The organism is Rhizobium sp. 05L419 (genome assembly GCF_056397845.1).
The window spans coordinates 77334-101296 of the sequence record NZ_JBFTOF010000011.1 but is presented as its reverse complement, the minus strand read 5'-3'; the positions used below and the strand labels follow the sequence as shown (position 1 = coordinate 101296).

General features: G+C 61.5%; 27 protein-coding genes. 12 read left to right on the top strand and 15 right to left on the bottom strand.

The annotated features are described in order from the left end of the window. The first annotated feature begins 20 nt into the window (after nt 1-20). Entirely contained in the window at nt 21-635 is a 615-nt protein-coding gene (locus AC1DMK_RS16040; protein ID WP_037059920.1) for a GNAT family N-acetyltransferase, read from the top strand. Continuing rightward, on the top strand, nt 632-3544 hold the full coding sequence (locus AC1DMK_RS16035) for an EAL domain-containing protein (RefSeq protein ID WP_037059919.1): 2913 nt from the start codon (nt 632-634) through the stop codon (nt 3542-3544). The genes AC1DMK_RS16040 and AC1DMK_RS16035 overlap by 4 nt, the downstream gene beginning before the upstream one ends. 6 nt (nt 3545-3550) lie before the next feature. Here the strand turns inward: AC1DMK_RS16035 and AC1DMK_RS16030 are convergent, their stop codons facing one another. From AC1DMK_RS16030 to AC1DMK_RS16020, 3 genes are all read right to left on the bottom strand, one after another. Further along, on the bottom strand, nt 3551-4636 hold the full coding sequence (locus AC1DMK_RS16030) for a putative zinc-binding metallopeptidase (RefSeq protein WP_037059918.1): 1086 nt from the start codon (nt 4634-4636) through the stop codon (nt 3551-3553). Nucleotides 4637-4727: 91 nt separating this feature from the next. Then, nucleotides 4728-4913, bottom strand: coding sequence for a CsbD family protein (locus AC1DMK_RS16025; RefSeq protein ID WP_477860367.1), 186 nt, complete (start codon nt 4911-4913; stop codon nt 4728-4730). 218 nt (nt 4914-5131) lie between these two features. After that, complete coding sequence (locus AC1DMK_RS16020) at nt 5132-5737, bottom strand: YqgE/AlgH family protein (RefSeq protein WP_037059916.1); 606 nt, start codon at nt 5735-5737, stop codon at nt 5132-5134. A gap of 139 nt (nt 5738-5876) precedes the next feature. Here AC1DMK_RS16020 and AC1DMK_RS16015 point away from each other — a divergent pair, with 139 nt between their 5' ends. The 8 genes from AC1DMK_RS16015 (at nt 5877) to AC1DMK_RS15980 (ending at nt 11952) form a co-directional block, all read left to right on the top strand. Next, nucleotides 5877-6716 carry a protein-disulfide reductase DsbD domain-containing protein gene (locus AC1DMK_RS16015; protein WP_051973914.1) on the top strand — a complete coding sequence of 280 codons (840 nt, stop codon included), beginning with the start codon at nt 5877-5879 and terminating at the stop codon, nt 6714-6716. 66 nt (nt 6717-6782) lie between these two features. After that, entirely contained in the window at nt 6783-7268 is a 486-nt protein-coding gene (locus AC1DMK_RS16010; RefSeq protein WP_477860285.1) for a redoxin family protein, read from the top strand. Nucleotides 7269-7514: 246 nt separating this feature from the next. Next, entirely contained in the window at nt 7515-8453 is a 939-nt protein-coding gene (locus tag AC1DMK_RS16005; protein ID WP_477860283.1) for a LysR substrate-binding domain-containing protein, read from the top strand. A 92-nt stretch (nt 8454-8545) separates the two neighbouring features. Beyond that, the gene (locus AC1DMK_RS16000) at nt 8546-9154 is read left to right on the top strand and encodes a hypothetical protein (protein ID WP_477860281.1); all 609 of its coding nucleotides are present in this window, start codon (nt 8546-8548) and stop codon (nt 9152-9154) included. A 147-nt stretch (nt 9155-9301) separates the two neighbouring features. Next, the gene (locus AC1DMK_RS15995) at nt 9302-9430 is read left to right on the top strand and encodes a hypothetical protein (RefSeq protein WP_477860279.1); all 129 of its coding nucleotides are present in this window, start codon (nt 9302-9304) and stop codon (nt 9428-9430) included. Beyond that, complete coding sequence (locus tag AC1DMK_RS15990; RefSeq protein ID WP_477860277.1) at nt 9427-10167, top strand: metal ABC transporter ATP-binding protein; 741 nt, start codon at nt 9427-9429, stop codon at nt 10165-10167. Before AC1DMK_RS15995 ends, AC1DMK_RS15990 begins: the two co-directional genes overlap by 4 nt. Then, nucleotides 10164-11036 carry a metal ABC transporter permease gene (locus AC1DMK_RS15985; protein WP_477860273.1) on the top strand — a complete coding sequence of 291 codons (873 nt, stop codon included), beginning with the start codon at nt 10164-10166 and terminating at the stop codon, nt 11034-11036. Before AC1DMK_RS15990 ends, AC1DMK_RS15985 begins: the two co-directional genes overlap by 4 nt. A 16-nt stretch (nt 11037-11052) precedes the next feature. Further along, entirely contained in the window at nt 11053-11952 is a 900-nt protein-coding gene (locus tag AC1DMK_RS15980) for a metal ABC transporter substrate-binding protein (protein WP_477860271.1), read from the top strand. 34 nt (nt 11953-11986) lie between these two features. On the opposite strand, the gene AC1DMK_RS15975 is transcribed toward AC1DMK_RS15980, so the two are convergent. After that, nucleotides 11987-12295, bottom strand: coding sequence for a Dabb family protein (locus AC1DMK_RS15975; protein WP_037059895.1), 309 nt, complete (start codon nt 12293-12295; stop codon nt 11987-11989). Nucleotides 12296-12518: 223 nt separating this feature from the next. Here AC1DMK_RS15975 and fdhA point away from each other — a divergent pair, with 223 nt between their 5' ends. After that, complete coding sequence (gene fdhA, locus AC1DMK_RS15970; protein ID WP_477860269.1) at nt 12519-13709, top strand: formaldehyde dehydrogenase, glutathione-independent; 1191 nt, start codon at nt 12519-12521, stop codon at nt 13707-13709. 76 nt (nt 13710-13785) lie between these two features. Here the strand turns inward: fdhA and AC1DMK_RS15965 are convergent, their stop codons facing one another. The 6 genes from AC1DMK_RS15965 to AC1DMK_RS15940 form a co-directional block, all read right to left on the bottom strand. Continuing rightward, complete coding sequence (locus AC1DMK_RS15965) at nt 13786-14589, bottom strand: endonuclease/exonuclease/phosphatase family protein (protein ID WP_477860267.1); 804 nt, start codon at nt 14587-14589, stop codon at nt 13786-13788. Nucleotides 14590-14684: 95 nt separating this feature from the next. Then, nucleotides 14685-15125, bottom strand: a complete 441-nt coding sequence (gene rnhA / locus AC1DMK_RS15960; protein WP_037059889.1) for a ribonuclease HI — start codon at nt 15123-15125, stop codon at nt 14685-14687. Beyond that, nucleotides 15122-16087 (bottom strand): homoserine kinase, encoded by a 966-nt coding sequence (locus tag AC1DMK_RS15955; protein ID WP_037059886.1) that lies wholly within the window; start codon nt 16085-16087, stop codon nt 15122-15124. The genes rnhA and AC1DMK_RS15955 overlap by 4 nt, the downstream gene beginning before the upstream one ends. Before the next feature lie 256 nt (nt 16088-16343). Next, nucleotides 16344-17345, bottom strand: a complete 1002-nt coding sequence (ispH, locus tag AC1DMK_RS15950) for a 4-hydroxy-3-methylbut-2-enyl diphosphate reductase (protein ID WP_477860264.1) — start codon at nt 17343-17345, stop codon at nt 16344-16346. A gap of 229 nt (nt 17346-17574) precedes the next feature. Then, nucleotides 17575-18354 (bottom strand): SURF1 family protein, encoded by a 780-nt coding sequence (locus AC1DMK_RS15945; protein ID WP_477860262.1) that lies wholly within the window; start codon nt 18352-18354, stop codon nt 17575-17577. Continuing rightward, complete coding sequence (locus AC1DMK_RS15940; RefSeq protein ID WP_037059880.1) at nt 18323-18706, bottom strand: DUF983 domain-containing protein; 384 nt, start codon at nt 18704-18706, stop codon at nt 18323-18325. Before AC1DMK_RS15940 ends, AC1DMK_RS15945 begins: the two co-directional genes overlap by 32 nt. 130 nt (nt 18707-18836) lie before the next feature. Between AC1DMK_RS15940 and AC1DMK_RS15935 the strand changes: the two genes are divergently transcribed. After that, nucleotides 18837-19478 carry a chloramphenicol phosphotransferase CPT family protein gene (locus tag AC1DMK_RS15935; RefSeq protein WP_477860259.1) on the top strand — a complete coding sequence of 214 codons (642 nt, stop codon included), beginning with the start codon at nt 18837-18839 and terminating at the stop codon, nt 19476-19478. Between the two features lie 60 nt (nt 19479-19538). Here AC1DMK_RS15935 and AC1DMK_RS15930 read toward each other — a convergent pair whose 3' ends face one another. The 5 genes from AC1DMK_RS15930 to ctaD form a co-directional block, all read right to left on the bottom strand. Beyond that, the gene (locus AC1DMK_RS15930) at nt 19539-20417 is read right to left on the bottom strand and encodes a cytochrome c oxidase subunit 3 (protein ID WP_477860257.1); all 879 of its coding nucleotides are present in this window, start codon (nt 20415-20417) and stop codon (nt 19539-19541) included. A gap of 57 nt (nt 20418-20474) precedes the next feature. Next, the gene (locus tag AC1DMK_RS15925) at nt 20475-21080 is read right to left on the bottom strand and encodes a cytochrome c oxidase assembly protein (protein WP_477860255.1); all 606 of its coding nucleotides are present in this window, start codon (nt 21078-21080) and stop codon (nt 20475-20477) included. 1 nt (nt 21081) lies between these two features. Further along, nucleotides 21082-21219, bottom strand: a complete 138-nt coding sequence (locus tag AC1DMK_RS15920) for a hypothetical protein (protein ID WP_037059870.1) — start codon at nt 21217-21219, stop codon at nt 21082-21084. Next, nucleotides 21219-22175, bottom strand: a complete 957-nt coding sequence (locus tag AC1DMK_RS15915; RefSeq protein ID WP_037059867.1) for a heme o synthase — start codon at nt 22173-22175, stop codon at nt 21219-21221. The genes AC1DMK_RS15920 and AC1DMK_RS15915 overlap by 1 nt, the downstream gene beginning before the upstream one ends. A 68-nt stretch (nt 22176-22243) precedes the next feature. Further along, nucleotides 22244-23947 (bottom strand): cytochrome c oxidase subunit I, encoded by a 1704-nt coding sequence (gene ctaD / locus AC1DMK_RS15910; protein WP_477860253.1) that lies wholly within the window; start codon nt 23945-23947, stop codon nt 22244-22246. Nucleotides 23948-23963: the final 16 nt, after the last annotated feature.

The following is a 23963-nucleotide window of genomic DNA, read 5'->3' as shown; positions in this document are numbered from 1 at the left end:
CATCCTGCCGGGAGTAATCGATGCCCAAATCGGTTTTTCGGTTCCTGTCGCGGCAGCCGGAAGCAGTGGAGCTTGAAAGCGAGCATTATGTGCTCCGCCTGCCCCGCTACCAAGATTTCAATCAATGGCACAAGCTGCGGGCGGCAAGCCGGCAGTTTCTGGAGCCCTGGGAGCCGACATGGCGTCGCGACGAACTGACGGAGGGCGCCTACCGCGCCCGCGTCATTCGCGGCAAGCAGGAATACGCTTCAGGACAGGCGATCCCGCTGTTGCTGTTTCACAAGAACAGCATGACGCTGCTCGGCGGCATCACCATCGGCTATATCCGGCGCGGCGCCGCTCAGAGCTGCATGATCGGCTACTGGATGGGCGAAGCCCATGCCGGCCAGGGCCATATGTTCGCCGCACTTCGGTTGGTTATACCCTATATCTTCGCAGGGCTTGAGTTGCACCGTATCGAAGCAGCCTGTATTCCAGACAATGCTCGGAGCATCCGCCTGCTTGAAAAAGCCGGGTTTCAGCGGGAAGGTTATCTGCGCGGATACTTGAAAATCAACGGTCAGTGGCATGACCATGTGATGTTTTCACTACTGGCCACCGACACGGATAAAGGCAGGACAACCGACAGCCGATGACTAAACACCGCATGCTGCCCTCATCACCGGCCGGACGACTTATCGCGGTGATCGCAGCTCTTTTTCTGTCGGCTTTGGCACTGATGGCAGGTGCCGCGCAGGCAGCCGAGCCTGTGAAGATCTCGCGTGACGACACCGCTCTCGACCTGACCGCCACCACGGAAATCTATGCGAACCAGGGCGAGGCCTTCCAGGTCTCGACCGCGGCCGGCGCCGACGGTATCCGCCGCCGCATTGAGGTACGTTCCAGCTCCGACAACCATCAGGGCGACTGGGCGGTGTTCGCGCTTGCCAATGTCTCGGACGAGCAGCTGGAGCGCGTGATCGTCGCCCCGCATTTCCGTCTCGTCAACTCCAAGCTTTTCTGGCCGGATCTCGGCTCGCAGCGTATCATCGCGATCACACCGAGCGAAGGCTTCGCGCTCGATCGCCAGCCGAGCGACGAGGCAGACGTCTTCCGCATCACGCTCAACCCCGGCGCGGTCATCACTTTCGTCGCGGAACTGGCGACACCCGAGCTGCCGCAGATCTATCTCTGGGAACCGGACGCCTACAAGGACACGATCAACGCATTCACTCTCTATCGGGGCATCGTGCTCGGTATTGCCGGCCTGCTCGCCGTATTCCTGACGATCCTGTTCGTCGTCAAGGGAACCTCGATGCTGCCGGCGACTGCGGCGCTCGCCTGGGCGGTGCTCGGCTATATCTGCGTCGACTTCGGCTTTCTCGGAAAGCTCGTCAGCATCGCATCGGCGGACCAGCGAATATGGCGCGCCTGCGCCGAGGTGGCGCTGGCATCTAGTTTCGTCATCTTCCTGTTTACCTACCTGAACCTGAACCGCTGGCACACGCATCTCGGCTACCTGACGCTCGCGTGGGTGCTCGGCCTTGCGCTGCTCTTCGGCGTCGCAATCTACGACCCGTCGATTGCCGCAGGCGTCGCCCGGCTGTCCTTTGCGCTTACGGCGACGCTCGGCCTTTTGCTGATCATCTATCTCGGCCTCAACCGCTATGACCGCGCGATCCTTCTGGTCCCGGCGTGGGCGCTCATTCTCGTCTGGATCTTTGGGGCGTGGCTGACGATCACCGGCCGGCTCGACAACGATATCATCCAGCCGGCGCTCGGCGGTGGCCTCGTTCTCATCGTGCTGCTCATCGGCTTCACGGTGATGCAGCATGCCTTTGCCGGCGGCGCGTTCCAACAGGGGCTGTTCTCGGATCTGGAACGTCAGTCGCTTGCACTGACCGGTTCCGGCGACATGGTATGGGACTGGGACGTGGCGCGCGACCGCGTCGTCACTATTCCCGATGTTTCCGTCAAGCTCGGCCTTTCGCCGGGCGCCATGCATGGCGCGGCGCGCAACTGGCTGCCGCGGCTGCATCCCGACGACCGCGACCGCTTCCGCGCCACGCTCGACGTGCTGCTCGAGCATCGCCGCGGCCGGCTGAACCACGAATTCCGTATCCGTGCCGAGGACGGCCATTTCCACTGGCTTTTGATCCGCGCCCGGCCTGTGCTCGGTTCGAACGGCGAGGTCATCCGTTGCGTCGGCACGGTGGTCGATGTGACGGAACAGAAGAACTCCATCGACCGCCTGCTGCAGGATGCCCTTCACGACAACCTGACGGGTCTGCCCAACCGCCAGCTGTTCCTCGACCGGCTGCAGGGCGTGCTGGCGCTGGCTCCCGGCGGCGACATGCTTCGCCCGACCGTGATGGTCATCGACATAGACCGCTACAAGCTGGTCAACGATGCGCTGGGCATTGCAGCCGGCGACAACATCCTGATTGCGCTTACCCGCCGCCTGCGCCGGCTGCTCAAGCCTCAGGATACGCTCGCCCGCCTCTCGGGCGATCAGTTCGGTCTCATTTTAACGTCCGAGCGCGATCCGACGAAAATTGCCGACTTTGCAGACGCCGTCAGCAAGGCGATCATGGTGCCCATCAATTTCTCCAACCGCGAGATCATTCTGACCGCGTCGATCGGCCTTGCCTCCTTCGTCGACCAGCAGGAAAACGCGTCCGGCATGCTGAGCGATGCGGAGCTTGCGATGTACCGCGCCAAGCGGGCCGGCGGCAATCGCGTCGAGCCGTTCCAGCCGGCCTTCCGCGATTTCGGCGCCGACAGGCTGCAGCTGGAATCGGACCTTCGCCGCGCCCTGGAGCGCAAGGAACTCTCCATGGTTTACCAGCCGATCGCCGGGTTGGAAGACGTCGAGATCGCCGGCTTCGAAGCGCTGATGCGCTGGGAACATCCAAAGCGCGGCAACATTCCGCCGTCCGAATTCATTCCGATCGCCGAAGCCTCCGACATCATCAACATGCTCGGCATCTTCGCGCTCGAGCAAGCGACGAACGACCTGATGGGCTGGGAAAATCAGACCGGCGAGCTGCCGATCTTCGTCTCCATCAACCTGTCGAGCGCGCAATTGCTCAACAACGAGCTCTATGACGATGTGCGCTCGGTCCTGGCCAAGACGCATTGCGATCCATCGCGCCTGAAGCTTGAACTGACGGAATCCATGGTCATGGAGAATCCGGAACAGGCTCGTCTCGTGCTGGAGAAACTGAAGGACATCGGGCTCGGCCTGGCACTCGACGACTTCGGCACCGGCTATTCGTCACTTGCCTACCTCACGCGCTTCCCGTTCGACACCATCAAGCTCGACAAGGCGCTGGTGTGCGACACCAGCGACAGGAAGTCGACCGTGCTCCGCGCGGTCATATCGATGGCGCGCGAACTGGAGATGAAGGTCGTGGCCGAGGGCATCGAATCCAACGACGACGCAATCGAGCTTGCAAAAATGGGCTGCACCTACGGCCAGAGCTATCTGTTTGGGCCGCCCATGGCTTCCGAGTCCGTGCTGCGGCTGCTCAAGGAGCGCTTCCCACTGACGAAGCGGGCGTAAGGCAACTCAGGCCGCCGCTTGTCGCTGTTCCGCTGCTGCGTCCTGGATCAGGCGATGCAGGTATTCGAGCTTGGCGACGACAGGCGCGGAGAGGACGAAGGGGTAGGAGTCTCGCTGCCCCATGCTGCGCTGAATGGCATTGATGGCAACCGTCAGCGGGACCCAGGCGCTGACCAGCTGCTCGGCGCTCCGTGCCCTATACGGATCGAAATCCACTTCCGACGCCATTTCCTCGTGGCCGCGCGGATCGATCGCGAGGCCGAAACTGCGCGCGGTTTCCAAGGTATCGACGATATGGAGGTAGTGCGCGAAGCATTCGGCGAAATCCTCCCAGGGATGCGAAGCAGCGTAGGCACTGATGAAGCTCTGCTGCCAGCCAGGCGGTGCGCCGTTGGCGTAGTGATATTGCAGCGCTGCCGCATAATCCTGGCGTTCGTCTCCGAAGACCGCGCGAAAACCATCTAAGCCGCCACGATCCCGGACGAGCCTGTTCCAGGCGAAATGCCCGGTTTCGTGACGGAAATGGCCGAGCAGCGTACGATACGGCTCGTTCATTGATGCGCGGGCCTGTTCGCGGGTCAAATCGTCAGCCTCGGCGGCGCGGATTGCGATCAATCCCTCCTCGTGTCCGGTCATTGCCGGAACGACGTTGCCGTCTTGCTGAACGCTGTCCTCCAGGAAGTCGAAGACGAGCCCGCTGACGGGATCGCGTTGACGATCGGGGGGAGAAAGGTTCCAGCGCAGCAGGGAATAGAAGAGATGCCGTTGCGACTGGCTGATGCGTCGCCAGCGGTCCACCCCGTCCTGTGTGTCGATGTTCGGCACCAGCCTGTTGTACCGGCATGCGATGCAATAGCCGCCTGGATGGCCGTCGGCGACCAACCAGTTGCAGATATCGAGCGCCGCATTGGCGCAGAAGCGAACATCGCGATGCGGCCGAGCCAGAAGCTGCCAGCCGCCGCCGTCCTGCGGAACGAGCGCGCGCATGGAAAGGTCATCGGGCAGGAAGCCCAGCCGATGGCTGCAACGCATGCACTGACGATTGTCAAAATGAACGACCTGATCGCAGTTGTCGCAGGCAAAGAGCCTCATCGCACGTCTCCAGCCAATGGACATTTACATCCGAAAGCGCGCCACGCAGTGCGTGGCGGGCAACGTCTGCACAGCGAGACAAGAGGATATGTCAGAGCTCGTCGACAGCGTCCTTCAGCTTGTCCTTGGCGGTGCCGGTTGCGACCTGCACCTTACCCTTGGCTTCCTGAACCGCGCCTTCTCCAGGCAGCGCATCGTCACCTGTCGCCTTGCCGACCGCCTGCTTCGCCTTGCCGGCGATCTCATTGGTTTTACCGGAAATCTTGGGTTTTACCAGAAATCTTGCCGGTCGTGCTTCCCATCTAAATGGCTCCTTCTTCAGCGGGCTTGGTGGCCGCTTGCCAGTAGGAAACACGCGCTGGCTGAAATCGTTCCGATAATTATGCGCCATCCGATTTCCGAGGACATCACTCGCAGTCACTCCGATTTGCAGCGACGAGCATCGCTTTACAAAAATCCAGGAGGTGGAAAACCGAGCGAGCGCCCGATGGCAAATTATGCGTGGCCTGCCTCGGTCGAGAGCATGGCGGCGCTCACTCCCATCCCGGCAAGGGCGCGCTCATACTTGTCGTCGAGACCGCGATCGAAGATCAATTCCTCGTTCGCCGGGCAATTGAGCCACCCGTTGCTGCCGATTTCGGCTTCCAATTGTCCGGCTCCCCAGCCCGCATAGCCAAGTAGCATGGTCGCGCGCTTCGGGCCCGTCCCCTTGGAAATGGCGCGGATGATGTCCAGGGTCGCCGTCATGCAAATATCGTCGCTGACGGGGATGCTGGATTCGGAGAGGTAGTCGTCGGAGTGGAGCACGAAGCCACGGCCGCTCTCGACAGGGCCGCCGGTCTGGATCGGCAGGTCGCGCGAATGGGGAGGTAGGACGATCGCCTCGTCATCCTTGATCATGTCGAGATGCAGCAGAACATCGGTGAAGGTAAGGTCCTGGGGGCGATTGATGATGAACCCCATGGCGCCGGCATCCGAATGGGCGCAGATATAGATGACTGCACGGGAAAAATTGCTATCCATCATGCCCGGCATGGCAATGAGGAATTGGCCATCGAAGAAACCGCGTTCACGTCTGTTCTTCAGCGTCGATAAGGACATTATTCCTCCTGCTGCCAGACCGCCGAGGCCCCGACCCCGGAAGAATGAGCCAATGTCCGGGATCAATCAACCGAAAATGAGAATTTAATTGTACGAAGCTTCTGGCCGAAGCCTGCTGTTATCAATAAGTCTTTGTTCCATGACTTTTATTTTCCTCCCTATACGCCGAGTTCTGGCAATCGCCATGTCATCCGGTCTTTTGCTCTCGGTCTGGCCCCCCGCACGTGCGGAGATGAGCGCATGGGCCGACAACGAAGGCGGCCGGATGCGGCTGATCGCGCTGCCGCCGGATGCGAATGGCAAGATACGCGCCGGACTGCAGATCGAACCGAAGCCCGGCTGGATCACCTATTGGCGGGAGCCCGGAAAAAGCGGGATCCCGCCCCAGATCACGTTCCCACCGGAAACCGGCATCACGCTCGACCGGATGGACTACCCGGTTCCCAAGCATATCTCAGACGGAACGGTCGACGACGTGGGCTACTATACTCCTGTGACGTTCCCGCTTCAGCTGTCGGCGAAAAATGGGGCGGCGGGCGAGATCAGGGCCGATGCGTTCATTGGCATCTGCAAGGACATCTGCGTACCGTTCAAGGCGCAGTTCGCGATCAATCTTTCGCCCGTGGCGCAATCGCGGCCGCAAGAGGAAATGATCCTTGCGTCGGCAGAGGAAAAGCTGCCCGAAGCACCCTCGTCCACGTTCGAGGTAACGAAGCACCTGCTCTCCGAAGACATGAAGGAGCTGACACTTGAGATCACCCTGCCTGAATCCGGGGAGACCACGCCTGAGGTGATCGTCGCAGGCCCCAGCGGCTACGTGTTCACGCGACAGTTGAGGAGCAAGCGCGACGGCACCGCGCTCACCACGACCCTCGCCATTCTCAAGCTGCCGAAGAACTACGATGTTCGCGGAAAGACCTGGAGCGCACTCGTCATCGATGGCAAGCGCGCGATCGAAAGCCCGCTTGCCTTTGAATAGCCGTATCCTATAGTCCACCCACAATCCCGCGGCACGCGCGGACACCCCAGAACAAGGAGAAATCCAATGACGATCGCAATCGGCGATACGCTTCCTGCGGCCACTTTCAAGGAAAAGACGGCGGATGGCCCGGTTGAAACAACGACCGAGCAGCTGTTCAAGGGCAAGCGTGTCGTGCTGTTCGCGGTGCCGGGCGCATTTACGCCGACCTGCTCGCTGAACCACCTGCCCGGCTATCTCGAAAACCGCGATGCCATTCTAGGCAAGGGCGTCGACGATATCGCCGTCATCGCCGTCAACGACTGGCACGTCATGGGGGCCTGGGCACAGTCTTCCGGCGGCATGGGCAAGATCCACTTCCTCGCCGACTGGGATGCAGGCTTCACCAAGGCGCTCGGCCTCGACGCGGACCTGTCCGGCGGCGGTCTCGGCGTTCGCTCGAAGCGCTACTCGATGCTCATCGAAGACGGTGTCGTCAAGTCGCTCAACGTCGAAGAAAACCCCGGCCAGGCGACCGTCTCCAGCGCCGCCACGATGATCGAACAGCTGTAAGCGGCCGGGACAGAACAGGGCGCCGTGCTCGGCCACGGCCCCTAACGCAAATGTGGCGCGCGTTCTCTTCTGCAACTGTTCTCGATGCCCTCGTTCCGCGACTGAAAGGTCGCGATGCGCAAGGCCTCGGTCAAGGCCTCGTAGATTTGCTTCCACATGGTCACGTCTCCTTCGTGACCATTCAATCCACTTGCACAAGTCTTTCAAACGAGCTTATCGTCAGCTTCGGATAACTTGAGGTTATGGATGAAGCGTGGACGCCTGCCGTTGACGGCCCTGAGGACATTTGAAGTTGCCGGGCGCCTGCGAAGTTTCACTTCGGCGGCCGACGAGCTGTTCGTATCTCAAGCGGCGGTCAGCAGACAGGTTCGTGACCTGGAGGCAGCGCTGGGGCAGAAGCTGTTCGAACGGAAGCATCGCAGTGTCGAGCTGACATGCGATGGCGAACGGCTGCTTTCCGTCCTTACCGATGCATTTGACGACATCGGGGATTGCCTGGAGAGCATTCGAAACAGCGACGTATCCGCATCTGTCGTCGTCAGTTCCGAGCCTTCTTTTGCTGCTTGCTGGTTGCTCCCGCATCTACCCCGGTTTCAACGGGATCACCCTGACATCGACATCGTTCTCGATGTCGACCCGCGCCTGATAGAATTTCGGACCGATCAGGCCACCATCGCTGTTCGCCACAGTGCTCGAAACACACACTGGCCGCGGGTGGAATGCCGGCACTTGATCGACGTGACCCTGGTGCCCGTCATTGCTGCAGGCATGATCAAGCCCGACGCGCCGCTGGCCAAACCGTCCGACCTGCTGCATTTCCCCCTGATCCACGAGGAGAACCGCGATCTGTGGCAATCCTGGTTCGATGTTGCCGACCCCGATACCCCTGCCGCCGTGGAACGCGGAATGGTCTATCCCGACAGCGGCCTGGTGCTACAAGCCGCCTTGCGCGGCCAGGGAGTGGGCCTTATCGATGAGTTCTTTGTCCGCGAGGAGATATCCGCCGGTCGATTGATCCAGCCCTTTGACACGACGATCTCGCATGGCGCGTACTGGATCGTGGCAAGAGACTTCGACGCGATCCCCGAGGCGACCGCAACATTCATAGGCTGGCTGCAGACGGAACTGCGTGATGGCGAGCGAGCATTGCGAAGGCCTGAAGCCCGGGCTGGACTTGAACGTTGACAGGTCATCCGTGCCCTGTAGCATAGGACCTGTTCATCAACTGGCCCCTCCCGTTTGGGCGCGCCTCATCTTTCAAAGGAAAGGGGTGCGTCATGACCAAACGTCGCATCGGGCCTCCGCCCCATCATCAAGATCCGTACTCGAAGCTTACCTCCGCGCATGGCATACCGGTCGATCAACTGGTCTCCGTTTTGCAGAAAGAGATCAGACGCTGCAACGTCGACAACGCCGTTCTTGCTGCTTACGAAATGCTGCTCACCTCCGCCGAGGTCGCGAATCACATGTGGCATCGACTCAAGCTCATTGCGGTCGAGGATGTCGGCATGGGTAATCCCTCAGCGCCACTCCTCATCAATTGCCTCCAGGACAACTATAATACATGCGAAGGGGGTGAGAGAATCATGATGGCGATACATGCCGTGCGCCTTCTCGCCAACGCCAGAAAAGACCGGACGAGCGCAGAGCATACCGACCTGCTCATCCACCTTGTCGCTATCGGCGAGGATTTGGTCGAGATCCCGGATTACGCTCTTTGTGTTCACACCCGCGCCGGCCAGGAAATGGGGCGCGGGCCGATGCAGTGGTGGGAAAGCGGAGCGACGGTCAAAAACGAATCAGCAACGGCTGATCACCGCTATCGCGAGCATCTTATCGACATCTGCCGCCATGCCGAAAACGACTCCGCCAGCGAGATGCCGTAAGCAAGGGGACGCCTGCGTACACGGGTCGACAGGCGTCTCGCACTCCGCCTCGCGCAGCAACGGAAAATCAGGCTCTCAGCCACTCGCCTCTATTCCGCCACATTCGTTATAACATAACAGTAATGTTATTACATTATTGAGGGCGAAATGAGCAAGCGGAGAAGACCAATCGCGGCGGGGCTGATCGGCTATTCCGCGGCCCATCGCGCCTTTGGCGCGCTCATCGCGATCGGCGCGCTTTGGGCGGCGATCTCCTGGGCGGTGCGCCTGCCATGAGTTCGGACCTGATCCGGCTCTCCAACCTGACCGTCGCCTATAACAGGCACCCGGCGGTCCACCACATTTCAGGAGGTATCGCCGCAGGCAGCCTGACGGCGATTGCCGGGCCGAACGGCGCCGGCAAGTCGACGCTGCTGAAGGCGATCATGGGTGAACTCCGTCCCGCCGAAGGACGTGTCGAACACCGGCTGCAACGCACAGACTTCGGCTACCTGCCGCAGGCTGCCGACATCAACCGGCGCTTCCCGATTTCCGTGCTGGACACCGTATTGCTCGGCGCCTGGCGGCAGGCGGGTGCTTTCGGACGGGTCGGAGAAAGCGAGATGGCGAAGGCGCTTGAGGCCGTTTCGGCAGTCGGGTTGGAAGGGTTCGAGGCGCGGCAGATCGGCACCTTGTCTGCCGGCCAGGTGCAGCGCGTGCTCTTTGCCCGGCTGCTCCTCCAGGACGCAAAAGTCATCCTCCTCGACGAGCCCTTCACGGCGATCGACGCCCGCACCACACGCGACCTGATCGACATCATTCTCCGCTGGCATGGAGAGCGCCGGACGATCGTCGCGGTGCTTCATGATTTCGAGCAGATCCGGGCCCATTTTCCGCAGACGCTGCTGATCGCTCGCGAGATGGTCGAATGGGGCGCAACGGCCGAGGTGATGTCTGCGCAGAACCTGCTGAAGGCCCGCGCCATGGCCGAACGCTGGGATGACGACGCAGGCATCTGCGAGCCGGCGGCATGAGCGCCTACGATCTGCTTTTCGCTCCCTTCGTCGACTACGGCTTCATGCGCCGGGCGCTTGTCGCCTGCCTTTGCCTGGGGCTCGGGTCGGGGCCGATCGGCGTTTTCCTGATGCTGCGGCGGATGAGCCTCGTCGGCGACGCGATGAGCCACGCCATCCTGCCGGGCGCTGCGATCGGCTATCTGGTCGCCGGCTCGCTGTCGCTGACGGCGATGGGCGTCGGCGGCCTCGTGGCGGGGCTGGCGGTGGCGCTGCTGTCGGGCGCCGTCAGCCGGGCCACGGTGTTGCAGGAGGATGCGAGCTTTGCCAGCTTCTACCTGGCGTCGCTCGCGCTCGGCGTCCTGATCGTTTCGCTTCATGGCTCGAACATCGACCTGCTGCACGTGCTCTTCGGCACCATTCTGGCGATCGATGCCCCTGCCCTCCACCAGATCGGCGCCATCACCTCGCTGACGCTTCTAGTGCTCGCGGTCATCTACAGGCCGCTCATCGTGGAGTGCTTTGATCCGAGCTTCCTGCGCGCGATCGGAGGGCGAGGCTCCGTCTACCATTTCCTGTTCCTGCTGCTCGTCGTTCTCAATCTCGTCGCGAGCTTTCAGGCGCTCGGGACGTTGATGGCAGTCGGGCTGATGATGCTGCCGGCGGCGATCGCGCAGCTCTGGTCGCGCAGCCTGCCGTCGATGATCGCCGCTGCCGCCGCGAGCGCGACGGCGTCCGGCTATTTCGGCCTCGTCGCCTCCTACCATCTCGAGCTCGCCTCGGGACCGACGATCATCATGACGGCCGCCTCGATCTACGGCCTTTCCATCTTCTTCGCACCGTCGGGGCTTGTCCGACGCCTTTTCCCCCGCCCGCATCTGAAGGGCTGACAAGACGGAGACTTCCATGATTTCCCGCAGGTTATTTCTATCCTTGGCGCTGCCCGCGCTGATGTGCTTGTCCGCCATGCCGGCTTCGGCCGAAACGCTGAAGGTCGTCGCCTCCTTCACGGTGCTCGCCGATGTGGTCAAGCAGGTCGGCGGCGAGCATGTGAAGGTCACCAGCCTTGTGGGTCCGAACGGGGACCCCCATGAATTCGAGCCTTCGCCTGCAGATGCCAAGAGCCTCAATGCGGCGAAGGTCACCTTCGTCAGCGGCGAGGGCCTCGAAGGCTGGATGGACAGGCTGATCAGCGCCTCAGGCTACAAGGGCCAGCCGGTCGTCGTCTCGGAAGGGATCAACACCCGCACCATGGAAGAGGACGGCAGGACCGTCACCGATCCGCATGTCTGGAACAACCCCGTCAACGTGAAGGTGTGGGTTGCCAATATCGAGAAGGCGCTGTCGTCCACCGACCCGGCCGATGCCGGCGCCTTCAAGGCCAATGCCGAATCCTATTCGAAGACACTCGATCAGCTCGATGCCTATGCGCGCTCGAAATTCGAGGCGATACCGGCCGACCGGCGCAAGGTGCTGACCAGCCACGACGCGTTCGGCTATTTCGGCCGCGAGTACGGTGTCGGCTTCCTCGCGCCTCTCGGGGTCTCGACCGAGAGCGAAGCCTCGGCGGCCGACGTCGCCAAGCTGATCGAGCAGATCAAGGCGGAGCACGTGAAGACCTATTTCTTCGAGAACTCGAACGACCCCCGCCTTGTCAAGCAGGTCGCCAACGCGACCGGCGCCAAGCCCGGCGGCGAGCTCTATGTCGAGTCCCTGTCCGATGCGAAGGGGCCGGCATCGACCTACGAGAAGATGTTCCGCTACAACGTCAACCAGATCGCCGCGGCCATGGCGAAGTCCAGCTGACGGCCGGGATCACGGCCGGCTGAATTTGGAGTTCCTAGACCTGGAGATCAAAGACGATCAGCCCACCCAGGCCCCCGTCCGTCGACGAGACGATGCGCTCGCCGACGGCCACATGCTCGGGATGGACGAGATAGACGTCGCGGGCCTCGGGACTTTCGAAGGTCACGGCAAAACCGTCGACATACCCCGCATGCAAGCCTTCCGGCGAAACGTTCGGGCCGTGCTTGATGTCGAGAATGCCGGGGATGAGCTGCTTCAGCGCGACGATCGATTCGAACAAGGACTGCTTCTCTTCGCCCGACATAGCGGCCTTCAGCCGCATCAGCACGCAGTGCAGGATCATATGGTGGCCTCCCTAGTGATATCGCGGCACAATAAAGGGAAAAGACGACAGAGCAAGCACCAATGACCGGGAGTAACGCGCACCGGAGCCGCGGCCATTTCCGGTGTCAATCCGTCGTAAACGGAACGACACTCAGCCCGTTCTGCTCTAAGCTGCCGTGAACGACCGCGTGAGGAAGAGGAGCCCCGCGCGGCCGGCAGCATTCTCAACGGAGGAGATGAAAATGAGCAAGAACCGAGGCGTCGTCTACATGCGGCCCGGCAAGGTCGAAATCCACGACATCGACGATCCGAAGCTCGAGGCGCCCAATGGTCGCCGTATCGAGCATGGCGTCATCCTGAGGGTCATTTCAACCAATATCTGCGGATCGGACCAGCACATGGTGCGCGGCCGCACCACCGCCATGCCGGGGCTGGTTCTCGGCCACGAAATCACCGGCGAAATCATCGAGAAGGGCATCGACGTCGAGATGCTCGATGTCGGCGACATCGTCTCCGTGCCATTCAACGTCGCCTGCGGCCGCTGCCGCTGCTGCAAGGAGCAGGACACCGGCGTCTGCCTGACGGTCAATCCGTCGCGTGCCGGCGGCGCCTACGGCTATGTCGACATGGGCGGCTGGATCGGCGGTCAGGCCCGCTACGTCACCATCCCCTATGCTGATTTTAACCTTCTGAAAATTCCGGATCGCGACAGGGCGATGGCGAAGATCCGCGACCTCACCATGCTCTCCGACATCCTGCCGACGGGCTTTCACGGTGCCGTCCGGGCGGGTGTGGGCGTCGGATCGACGGTCTATGTCGCCGGTGCCGGCCCGGTCGGGCTCGCGGCTGCCGCCTCGGCCCGCATTCTCGGCGCCGCCGTCGTCATGATCGGCGACTTCAACAAGGATCGTCTCGCCCATGCCGCGAAAGTCGGCTTTGAGCCCATCGACCTCTCGAAGAGCGATCGTCTTGGCGACATGATTGCGCAGGTGACGGGCAGCAACGAGGTGGACAGCGCCATCGACGCCGTCGGTTTCGAGGCGCGCGGCCATAGCGGCGGCGAACAGCCGGCGATCGTGCTCAACCAGATGATGGATATCACTCGGGCGGCTGGATCGATCGGCATTCCCGGCCTCTACGTCACCGAGGACCCCGGCGCGGTGGACAATGCGGCCAAGCACGGCAACCTCGCGCTGCGCTTCGGCCTCGGCTGGGCCAAGGCGCAGTCTTTCCACACCGGCCAGACGCCTGTCCTGAAGTATAACAGGCAGCTGATGCAGGCGATCCTGCACGACCGCTTGCCGATTGCCGATATCGTCAACGCCAAGGTCATCCCACTCGAAGACGCGGTCCAGGGCTACGAACTGTTCGACCAGGGTGCAGCCACCAAGTTCGTGCTCGATCCGCATGGGGACGTGGCGAAGGCTGCCTGAGACCAAAGCCTCCCAGGGCTCGGCGCGGCGGGTGCGCAATGCATCCGCCGCGTCACTTTTTCCCGAGGGGCCCCCGCTATTCGATCTCAAGCAGCAGCGCGCGGTGGTCGGAGACCTCCGGCTGCGCGACGACGTCGAACGTGACGACATTCACATCAGCCGTGACCAGCATGTAGTCTGCGAAACGTCCTTCCTTGACGTAGTGCGACGTCCTCGTGTCCGTGTAGCCGCGTGACACCACGAGATCGGCCAGGCCGAGTTCGGCAAGCGCATCGAACATGACGCTGCCGGGCAGGACGTTGAAATCGCCGCAGACCACGAGCGGCTCGCCCTGGGGCCAGACACGACATATCAGGTCAACGAGGCGTTCGGCCTGGGCGCGGCGCGCGGGCGTATCGCCCTTGCCGGCGAGATCGCGCAGGCCGTGAAGCTGGGCGATCATCACCGGACGATTGGCACCATAATCGAAGAGACGGATGCACTGCGCGTTGCGGGCGCGCGGATGCGGTCCGTAGCCACCGGCAGAGAAATTGCCGTGCACGAAGTCCATCGCCTGGCCGATGACCGGAAGCGTTCGGCGGACGAAGGTCGCGAGGCCGAATTCGGACCAAACTTCGGTCTCGCCCGCAAACAGCTTACCCCTCGCCATCGGCGCGAAGAAGGCATCATGCTCGGGAAGCAGCGCCTTGATCTCGTCGAAGAGGTTGGCGCGCTGCGGCAGGACATGGCTGCCGTCGCGATAGACCAGCCAATCGGTCGCAACCGACGGCGACCGCGTGACCTCCTGCAGGCAGAGCACGTCGGGATCGGCTTCCCTGAGATACGGCATCAGCGGCGCATGCAGCTTGCCGCCCCAGGCGTTCAACGAGATTATGCGCATCGCATCCCTCCCCGCTACCTCAGAGAATCGCTTTCCCGATCGATTCGGGGAAGCGCTCTGTATCCTTGCTTTTGCGCAGTTCCTGACCCGAAGTTCTAGCGCTTCTTGAATGGCTCCATGCCCTTGCGGGCAAGCTCGTCGGCACGCTCGTTCTCCGGGTGGCCGGCGTGGCCCTTGACCCAGTGGAGCGTGACCTTGTGCCGGTTGCGCGCATCTTCGAGCGCCTGCCAGAGCTCGGCGTTCTTGACCGGCTTCTTATCGGCGGTCTTCCAGCCGTTCTTCTTCCAGCCGAAGATCCACTTCGAGATACCGTCCATGACGTATTTGGAATCGGTGTGGAGATCGACCTCGCAGGGCGATTTCAGCGCTGTCAGCGCGGAGATCGCAGCCAGCAGCTCCATGCGGTTGTTGGTCGTGTCGGCTTCGCCGCCGCACAGTTCCTTTTCGACATCGCCGTAGCGCAGGACAGCGCCCCAACCGCCGGGGCCGGGATTGCCGGAGCAGGCTCCGTCGGTGAAGATATCCACGTGCTTCATGCGGCAAGCCCGTATTCGACGGCCGATGATATCTGCCGGTGGAAGCGCAGCTTGCGCAGATATTCGAGCGGATCCTTCTTGGTGACCATCGCGCCTTCCGGCGTCGTCAGCCAGTCGTAGAGCCGCGTCAGGAAGAAGCGCAGCGCCGAGCCACGCGAGAGGATCGGCAGGGCCGTACGTTCGGCATCGCTCAGCCGCCGGACGCTCTGGTATCCCTCCAGCATCGCCATGCCCTTGGTGATGTTGTAGGCGCCATCCTTCTCGAAGCACCAGGCGTTCAGGATGATCGAGACGTCATAGGCCAGCAGATCGTTGCAGGCGAAGTAGAAATCGATCAGGCCCGAGAGTTCGTCGCCGAGGAAGAAGACGTTATCAGGAAAGAGATCGGCATGAATGACGCCGGCCGGCAGCTCTTTCGGCCAATGGGCCGACAGAAATTGCAACTCTTTGCGAACCTCGTCCTGCAGGCCCTTTTCGACTTCGTCAGCGCGGGCTTCAGACTTGTCCCACAGCACCTGCCAGCCGTCGACGGAGAGTGCATTCGGACGCTTCAGCCCGAAGCCTTCGCCAGCGACATGCATCTGCGCCAGCGCCTTGCCGACTTCCCGGCAGTGCTTGGCTTCCGGTTTGCGCAGCCACATGCCCTCCAGGAAGGAGATCAGCGCGGCCGGGCGGCCGGACAGCGTTCCGAGCAGCGCGCCGTCCCTGCGCGGCAGCGGCAGCGGGCATGAGAGGCCGCGCGCTGCGAGGTGCTGCATCAGGCCAAGGAAGAAGGGCAGATCGTTCTTTTCGACGCGCTTTTCATAGAGCGTCAGGATCAGCGGGTCTTTCGAAGTATGCAGAAGGAAGTTCGAATTCTCGACGCCTTCCGCGATCCCCTTGTAGGAGAGCAGAGTGCCGGTATCGTACTCCGTCAGGAACCACTTCAAATCGTCTTCGGAAATATCGGTGTAGACTGCCAAGGCGGGCTCTCATTGCAAACGGGACCAGGAAAATGCGGTCGGAACGTGGAAGATGCTTACAGTGCAGTCGCCCTACATTCCCTCATTCCTGAACTTGTCACAGGAATCCAGCCACGGCGCGTCCGCGCCGTGTATGAACGGGAGTATCGAGCGGCGTCAGGCGCATGGTCTTTCGCGCCCAAGGACTTGGGCACGCTGGATTCCTGTGACGAGCACAGGAATAAGGGCGAGTTTGGACCTTGAACACCATCATAGCTCACCCATTCACGAATGCCATGTCCGATGTGGTCAGCTCTATATCGCGCAGTTCGCGGTTGACGAGAAAATGCTCGTTCTCCTGGACGGTCTCGGCAAGCTCGACCTTCGCATCGAAACGCGTACGGAAAGCCTCGATGATCTCGTTGACGATAACCTCTGGTGCCGAGGCGCCGGCCGAAAGGCCGAGCGTCGAGATCGAGCCGATCCCGCTCCAATCCAGCTCGGAGGCACGCTGAACGAGGATCGACATCTTCGCCCCCGCCCTGAGCGCGACTTCGACCAGCCGCTTGGAGTTGGACGAATTCGGCGCGCCGACGATGATGAAGAGATCGCAGCCGGGCGCCGCCTGCTTGACGACTTCCTGGCGGTTTGTCGTGGCATAGCAGATGGAATCGGCTGCCGGCGCCGTCAGGTTCGGGAAACGCTCCTGCAGGCGCGCGATGACGCCTGCGGTATCGTCGACGGAAAGCGTCGTCTGCGTAACGTAGCCCATGTTGTCGGGATCGACAGGAACGTAGACATCGGCATCCTCGACTGTCTCGATCAGCGAAACGGAGCCTTCCGGCAGTTGACCCATGGTGCCGATCACTTCCGGATGACCGGCGTGGCCGATCAGGATCACATGACGGCCGAGCCTGTTATGGCGCATGGCCTGCTTGTGTACCTTGGAGACCAGCGGACATGTGGCGTCGAGGTAGAAGAGATTGCGGGCGCTCGCATCTTCCGGAACCGACTTCGGAACGCCATGCGCGGAGAAAACGACGGGCTGGGCGCGATGCTCTTGCGGGATCTCGTTCAGTTCCTCGACGAAGACGGCGCCCTTGGCTTCCAGTCCTTCGACCACATAGCGATTGTGCACGATCTCATGGCGGACATAGACCGGCGCGCCGTAGGATTTCAGCGCCAGCACCACGATCTGGATCGCGCGGTCGACGCCGGCGCAAAAGCCGCGGGGGCCGCAAAGCCTGATCGTCAAAGGAGGTTTGGCTGCGATATTCATGTCTGTTCCGTCATATATTCCCTCATTCCTGTGCTCGTCACAGGAATCCAGCCACGACGCGTCCGCGCCGTGAACAATCCGCCTCGCCCAAGGACTTGGGCGCACTCAATTCCTGTGACAAGCACAGGAATTGAGGGAGAGTTTGGAAAGAACCGAACTCCACAGGCAGCCACCCGTTTCCGGGATCCGTTGATCCTCTAGCTCAATATAGGTGAGATTTGAAGCGATACTATTGCGTGGGCGGGTTGCCGCGCTTGCGGAACCGGGCAACGGCGACGATCACGACCAGCGTCGCGGCCAATCCATACCAGGTCAAGGCATATTGCAAGTGGTTGTTCGGGAGATCGACCTCCGTCACGCCACCGATCGGCAACCCCCTTGGATTGGGCGTATCATCGGCATCGACGAAGAAGGGAACGACGCTTGCCTTGTCGAGACCGACGCTCGACGCCATCACGTCGAGGTCCTTCCAGTAGAAGATGTTCTTGGGGATGTCGTTGTCCGGCACCACCCATGAAGGCTTGCCAGGCAGCTTGGCACGCGCAAGCCCGGCAACCGCCTGCTGGTCGGTCAGCTGACCCTGCATGCGCATTTCCGGTTCCTTGTTGTCGTAGGGAACGAAGCCGCGATTGACGAAAAGGTAGCGGCCGTCGGCAAGCTGCAGCGGGGTATAGATGTAATAGCCGGTCTGGCCGCGCCAGGTGGCGAAAAAGTGCCGTTCCCTGCTGTTGTCGTACACGCCGCTGGCGGTGACCCGGCGATACTCGATGTCGCCGCCCTTCGCCGCCATCGCCTCAATATCGGTCAGCGGAACCGGTGGCGTCTCGCGGCGCTCTGCGATGTCGGCGAGCAGGCCTTCCTTCCAGTGCAGGCGCTCGACCTGCCATGTGCCGAGCGTGACGAGAATGGCAAGCGCGATCACTACCGCGGTGCCGGTCAGGACCGGCAGCCTGCGGCGAGGCGCCGGGTGTTGAGTGTCAGTCACGGGAAAGGCGTCCTTCGCGGGCATTGTGGCGGAATTGCATGGCGATCAGGATGCCCTTGCACCAGCGCAGCGAGATTAGCGAGAGGATGACCGTCAGCGGGCCGAAGAGAAGTATATGCAGCCAGATCGGCGGCGAATAGTTCACCTCCAGCCAGAGCACCGAGCCTATGACGATGAAGCCGACAATCAGGATAACGAAGACCGCGGGTCCATCACCGGCGTCTGCGAAGGAATAGTCGAGTCCGCAGGCGGCGCAGCATGGTTTCAGCGACAACAGGCCGTCGAAAAGCTTGCCCTGGCCGCAGCGCGGGCAGCAGCCCTTGATGCCGGTTTTTACCGGATCGACAGGCGGAAAATGCGCATTGTCGTCGTTCATGCTATCCTTCCAATTGGCTGTGGATCTCAGGAGCCACGCCATAACTCACCCATAATGTATTCGCAGAACGAAAGGAAATGCCTGCGCGCTTTCGCCTCACCGATTCGCGCCAAACAGAAGAAGAAAACTGATGACCAACGAGAGCTCTGCCGCCCAGATCGTCATTCTGAACGGCGCACCGCGAAGCGGAAAATCGTCGATTGCCAAGGTAATCCAAGAGCAATTCGAGGGCCCGTGGATGAACCTCGGTGTGGATACCTACTACGATATCACGCCTGAGCGCTACCTGCCGGGCATCGGCCTGCGTCCGGGCGGAGAACGCCCGGATCTCGAGGAAGTCGTGCCGTTCTTCTATGCTGCACTCTACGAGTCGATCGCCATTCACGCAGGCCTCGGCCTCAACGTCGTCGCCGATCTCGGCCATCATGACGCCTACTCCCAGCCGCTCGGCATCCTGGCGGACTGCGCGCGGCGGTTGGAGGGTTTGCCGGTGCTTTTCGTCGGCATCAAATGTCCGATCGACATCATTATGAAACGGCGCGAGGTCATGGTTCCCGGTCGCGACACGCTGTATGCCAAGGCAAGCGATGCCGAGACGATCCCGCAGGCGGTGGCGCGCTGGCAGGAGGAGGTCCATATTCCCGGTATCTACGATATGGAGCTCGACACTTCCGTGCTGACACCCGCCGAGTGCGCCGAAGCCATCCGCCACCAGCTCGATATCGGCATACCGGAGCCTTCGGCCTTCGAGCGCATCGCAGAGGCGCGCTGATCGGCAAAGAAAAAGGCGGGCCCCGTGGCACCCGCCTTTTTCAATGGAGTTTCGCTCCGGTCAGCCGGCTGCGAGCGGTGCGCCCCAGCCGCCCCAGACGTAGATGCTGAAGAACAGGAAGAGCCAGACAACGTCGACGAAGTGCCAGTACCAGGCGGCCGCCTCGAAGCCGAAGTGCTGCTTCGGCGTGAAGTCGCCGCGGATGGCGCGGATCAGGCAGACGATCAGGAAGATCGTGCCGACCAGCACGTGGAAGCCGTGGAAGCCAGTCGACATGAAGAAGGTCGCGCCGTAGATCGAGTTCTTAAAGGCGAACGGAGCATGGGCGTATTCGTAGGCCTGTACCGACGAGAACAGAATACCCAGCAAAACCGTCAGCGTCAGGCCCTGGATCAAGCCCTTGCGATCGTTGTGGAGCAGGGCATGGTGCGCCCAGGTGACCGTCGTGCCCGACAGAAGCAGGATCACGGTGTTGTAGATCGGCAGGTGCCAGGGGTCGAGAACCTCGATGCCCTTCGGCGGCCACTGGCCACCGGTGAAGGCAAGGCGCGAAGCCTGGATCGCCTCTTGCGGATAGAGGCTGGCGTCGAAATAGGCCCAGAACCAGGCGACGAAGAACATCACTTCGGAAGCGATGAACATGATCATGCCGTAGCGCAGGTGCAGCGACACGACGCGGGTATGGGAACCTTCGTGAGCTTCCTTCACCGTATCGGACCACCAGCCGAACATGACGTAGAGCACCAGAGCCAGGCCGATGAAGAATATCCACGGATGAGCCCACTCGATGCCGAAGATATGCAGCGAACCGCCATTGATGTAGCGCATGAAGCCGACGCCACCGAACGCCATGATGAAGGCGCCGATCGAGGCTATCAGCGGCCATGGGCTCGGGTCGATGATGTGATAATCGTGATGTTTCTGATGCGCATCAGCCATGTAAGCTATCCCCGGTCTCTTCCTCTTCGTCCCGGCTTAACCGGAAACGACCCTCAATCAAAGTTTCTTTTCAAGCTTTACCGTTCCACCCTCGTTCGAAGCCAGCGGCTTCGGACCCTCTTTCGGGTAGAAAGTGTAGGACAAGGTAACCGTGTGAATATCCTTGGATTCCACGGTCTTGGTAATTTCCGGATCGATGTAGAAGACGACCGGCATTTCAAGTTTTTCGCCCGGCTTCAAAACAGTCTCGTTGAAGCAGAAGCACTGTACCTTGTTGAAATAGGCGCCCGCCTCGCCCGGCGTCACGTTGAAGACCGCCTGACCGCGCTGCGGCTCGCTGGACTTGTTAACGGCAGTGAAATTGACCTGAATGGTCTCACCGATACGCGGGTTGACCTCGCGCTCAACCGGCTTGAACTCCCACTCCAGGCCGGGAGCGACATTGGCATCGAAGGTGACGCGCATCTTGCGGTCGAGAACGACGCTTGAGGCCTGTTCGACGCGCTGCGTCGTTCCGTTGTAGCCGGTGAACTGGCAGAACATCCTGTAGAGCGGAACGGCCGCATAGCTTGCGGCACCMATGCCCACGACGAAGGCAAGGCACATGAACACGACGGCGCCGTTGTTGCGCGGCTTTCTGGGCGTGCTTTGCATCTCGCTCATCTCACATGTGCCCCGACGCAAACTTCACGATAGTGATCGCGTAGAAAAGAATGACGAGGCCGGCAAGAACCAGGCCAAGGGCAACGTTGCGGTTGCGGCGCGACTTGCGCTGCGCATCGGTAAGCTTGATCGTATCCATCAGAACCAACCTCCGGTGTGGGAAACCAGCACGCCGGCCAGCCGATCGAACATCAGCGCAGAGAAGATCGCGAACAGGTAGAAAATCGAAAAGGCGAACATCTTCTTCGCGGGAACCATCTTCTGATCGCCATCCGGCATCCGCCAGACGGCGATGGAACAGTATACGAAGATCGCGCCGAGCGCTGCGGCGACGAGGCCGTAGCCGACGCTGGCGAAGCCGAGGACTGAAGGCAACACGGCGCAGACGGCCGTCAGAATGGCGTAGGCGACGATCTGATGTTTGGTGGTACGTTCGCCGGAGACGTTGGGCAGCATCGGCACGCCGACGGCCTCGTAGTCGCCCATCTTGAAGAGAGCGAGCGCCCAGAAATGCGCGGGCGTCCAGAGGAAAATGATCATGAAGAGCACGACGCTCTCGATCGGGACCGTGCCGGTGACGCAGGCCCAGCCGATCACAGGCGGAAACGCGCCGGCAGCGCCGCCGATGACGATGTTCTGCGGCGTCGAGCGCTTCAGCCACATCGTATAGATCACCGCGTAGAAGAAGATGGTGAAGGCGAGGATCGACGCAGACAGCCAATTGACGGCAAGCCCCAGGATCGTCACCGCGAAGCAGGACAGAACCAGGCCGAAGGCGAGCGCTTCGCTCGGGGCAATGCGCCCGGCCGGAATGGGGCGCTTGGCAGTGCGGGTCATGATGGCGTCGATGTCGGCATCGTACCACATGTTCAGCGCACCCGAGGCACCCGCACCGACTGCGATGCAAAGGATGGCGATCAGGCCGATGACCGGGTTGATGTGGCCCGGCGCCAGTACCAGGCCGGCAAATGCCGTGAAAACCACGAGCGACATGACCCGCGGCTTCAGAAGTTCGAAATAATCGCGCGCGCTTGCTTCCGACAGGCGAAACTCGCTGTCGCGTGCAAGAGCTTTGCGATTGCCGATGACTGTCATTATCTCGTCCTGCAAACTTGAAGGCGACCGCCGCACTCTAGCATGCGGCGATCGCAATTTCTCGCATCCTACTTGATGCGCGGGAGCTGTTCCCACTGGTGATACGGCGGCGGTGACGACAGCTGCCATTCGAGCGTCGTTGCGCCCTCACCCCACGGATTGTCGCCGGCGACGCGCTTCTTGGCGAACGCCTCGAACACGCAGACCAGGAAGATCAGCACGCCGACAGCGGAGATGTAGGAGCCGATTGAGGACACGTAGTTCCAGCCGGCAAACGCATCGGGGTAGTCGATATAGCGGCGCGGCATGCCTGCGAGGCCGAGGAAGTGCTGCGGGAAGAACACCAGGTTGACGCCGATGAACATGACCCAGAAGTGCAGCTTGCCGAGGAACTCGCTGTACATGTAGCCGGACATCTTCGGGAACCAGTAGTACCAGGCGGCGAAGATGGCGAAGACGGCGCCGAGCGACAGAACGTAGTGGAAGTGAGCCACGACGTAATAGGTGTCATGCAGCGAGCGGTCGAGGCCGGCGTTGGCGAGCTGGACGCCCGTGACGCCGCCGACGGTGAACAGGAAGATGAAGCCGATCGCCCAGATCATCGGCGTACGGAAGGTGATGGAGCCACCCCACATCGTCGCGATCCAGGAGAAAATCTTCACGCCGGTCGGAACGGCGATGACCATCGTTGCGAAGACGAAGTAGCGCTGCGCGTCGAGCGACAGGCCGACCGTGTACATGTGGTGCGCCCACACGACGAAGCCGACGGCGCCGATCGCGACCATGGCGTAGGCCATGCCGAGGTAGCCGAAAACCGGCTTCTTCGAGAAGGTCGAGATGATGTGGCTGACGATGCCGAAGCCGGGCAGGATCAGGATGTACACTTCCGGGTGACCGAAGAACCAGAACAGGTGCTGGTATAGGATCGGATCGCCGCCGCCTTCAGGCGAGAAGAAGGCCGTGCCGAAGTTGCGGTCTGTCAGCATCATAGTGATGGCGCCAGCGAGAACCGGCAGCGACAGGAGCAGCAGGAACGCGGTGATCAGCACGGACCACGCAAACAGCGGCATCTTGTGCAGCGTCATGCCCGGTGCGCGCATGTTGAGGATGGTGGTGATGAAGTTGATCGCACCGAGGATCGAGGACGCACCGGCGATGTGGAGCGCAAAGATCGCAAGGTCGACGGCCGGACCCGGCGTTCCCGTGCTGGAGAGCGGCGGATACATCGTCCAGCCGCCGCCGGCGCCGTATGCGCCTGCCGGGCCCTCGACGAACATCGACATGATGAGCAGCAGGAAGGCCGGAACGATAAGCCAGAAGGAGATGTTGTTGAGGCGCGGGAATGCCATGTCCGGTGCGCCGATCATGATCGGCACCATCCAGTTGGCAAAACCGCCGATCATCGCAGGCATGACCATGAAGAAGATCATGATCAGCGCGTGAGCGGTCGTGAACATGTTGAACATCTGCTTGGCGCCGTCGATGGCGGCGTCACCTTCGTAGCCGTAGACCATGGCTGCCAGACCGTGGAAGATCTGGATGCCCGGCTCCTGCAGCTCCATGCGCATGGCGACAGAAAGCGCGCCGCCGATGATGCCGGCGATGATCGCGAAGATCAGGTAGAGCGTGCCGATGTCCTTGTGGTTCGTCGAAAAGAACCAGCGATTGATGAAGCTCGGCTTGTGCGAGTGGTCATGGTGGTCGTCATGGGCATGAGCGCCATGAGAGTGATCATGCAAATGATGATCGTCGTGTGCGGAAGGTCCAGCCATAGTCCCGTTCCCTCTT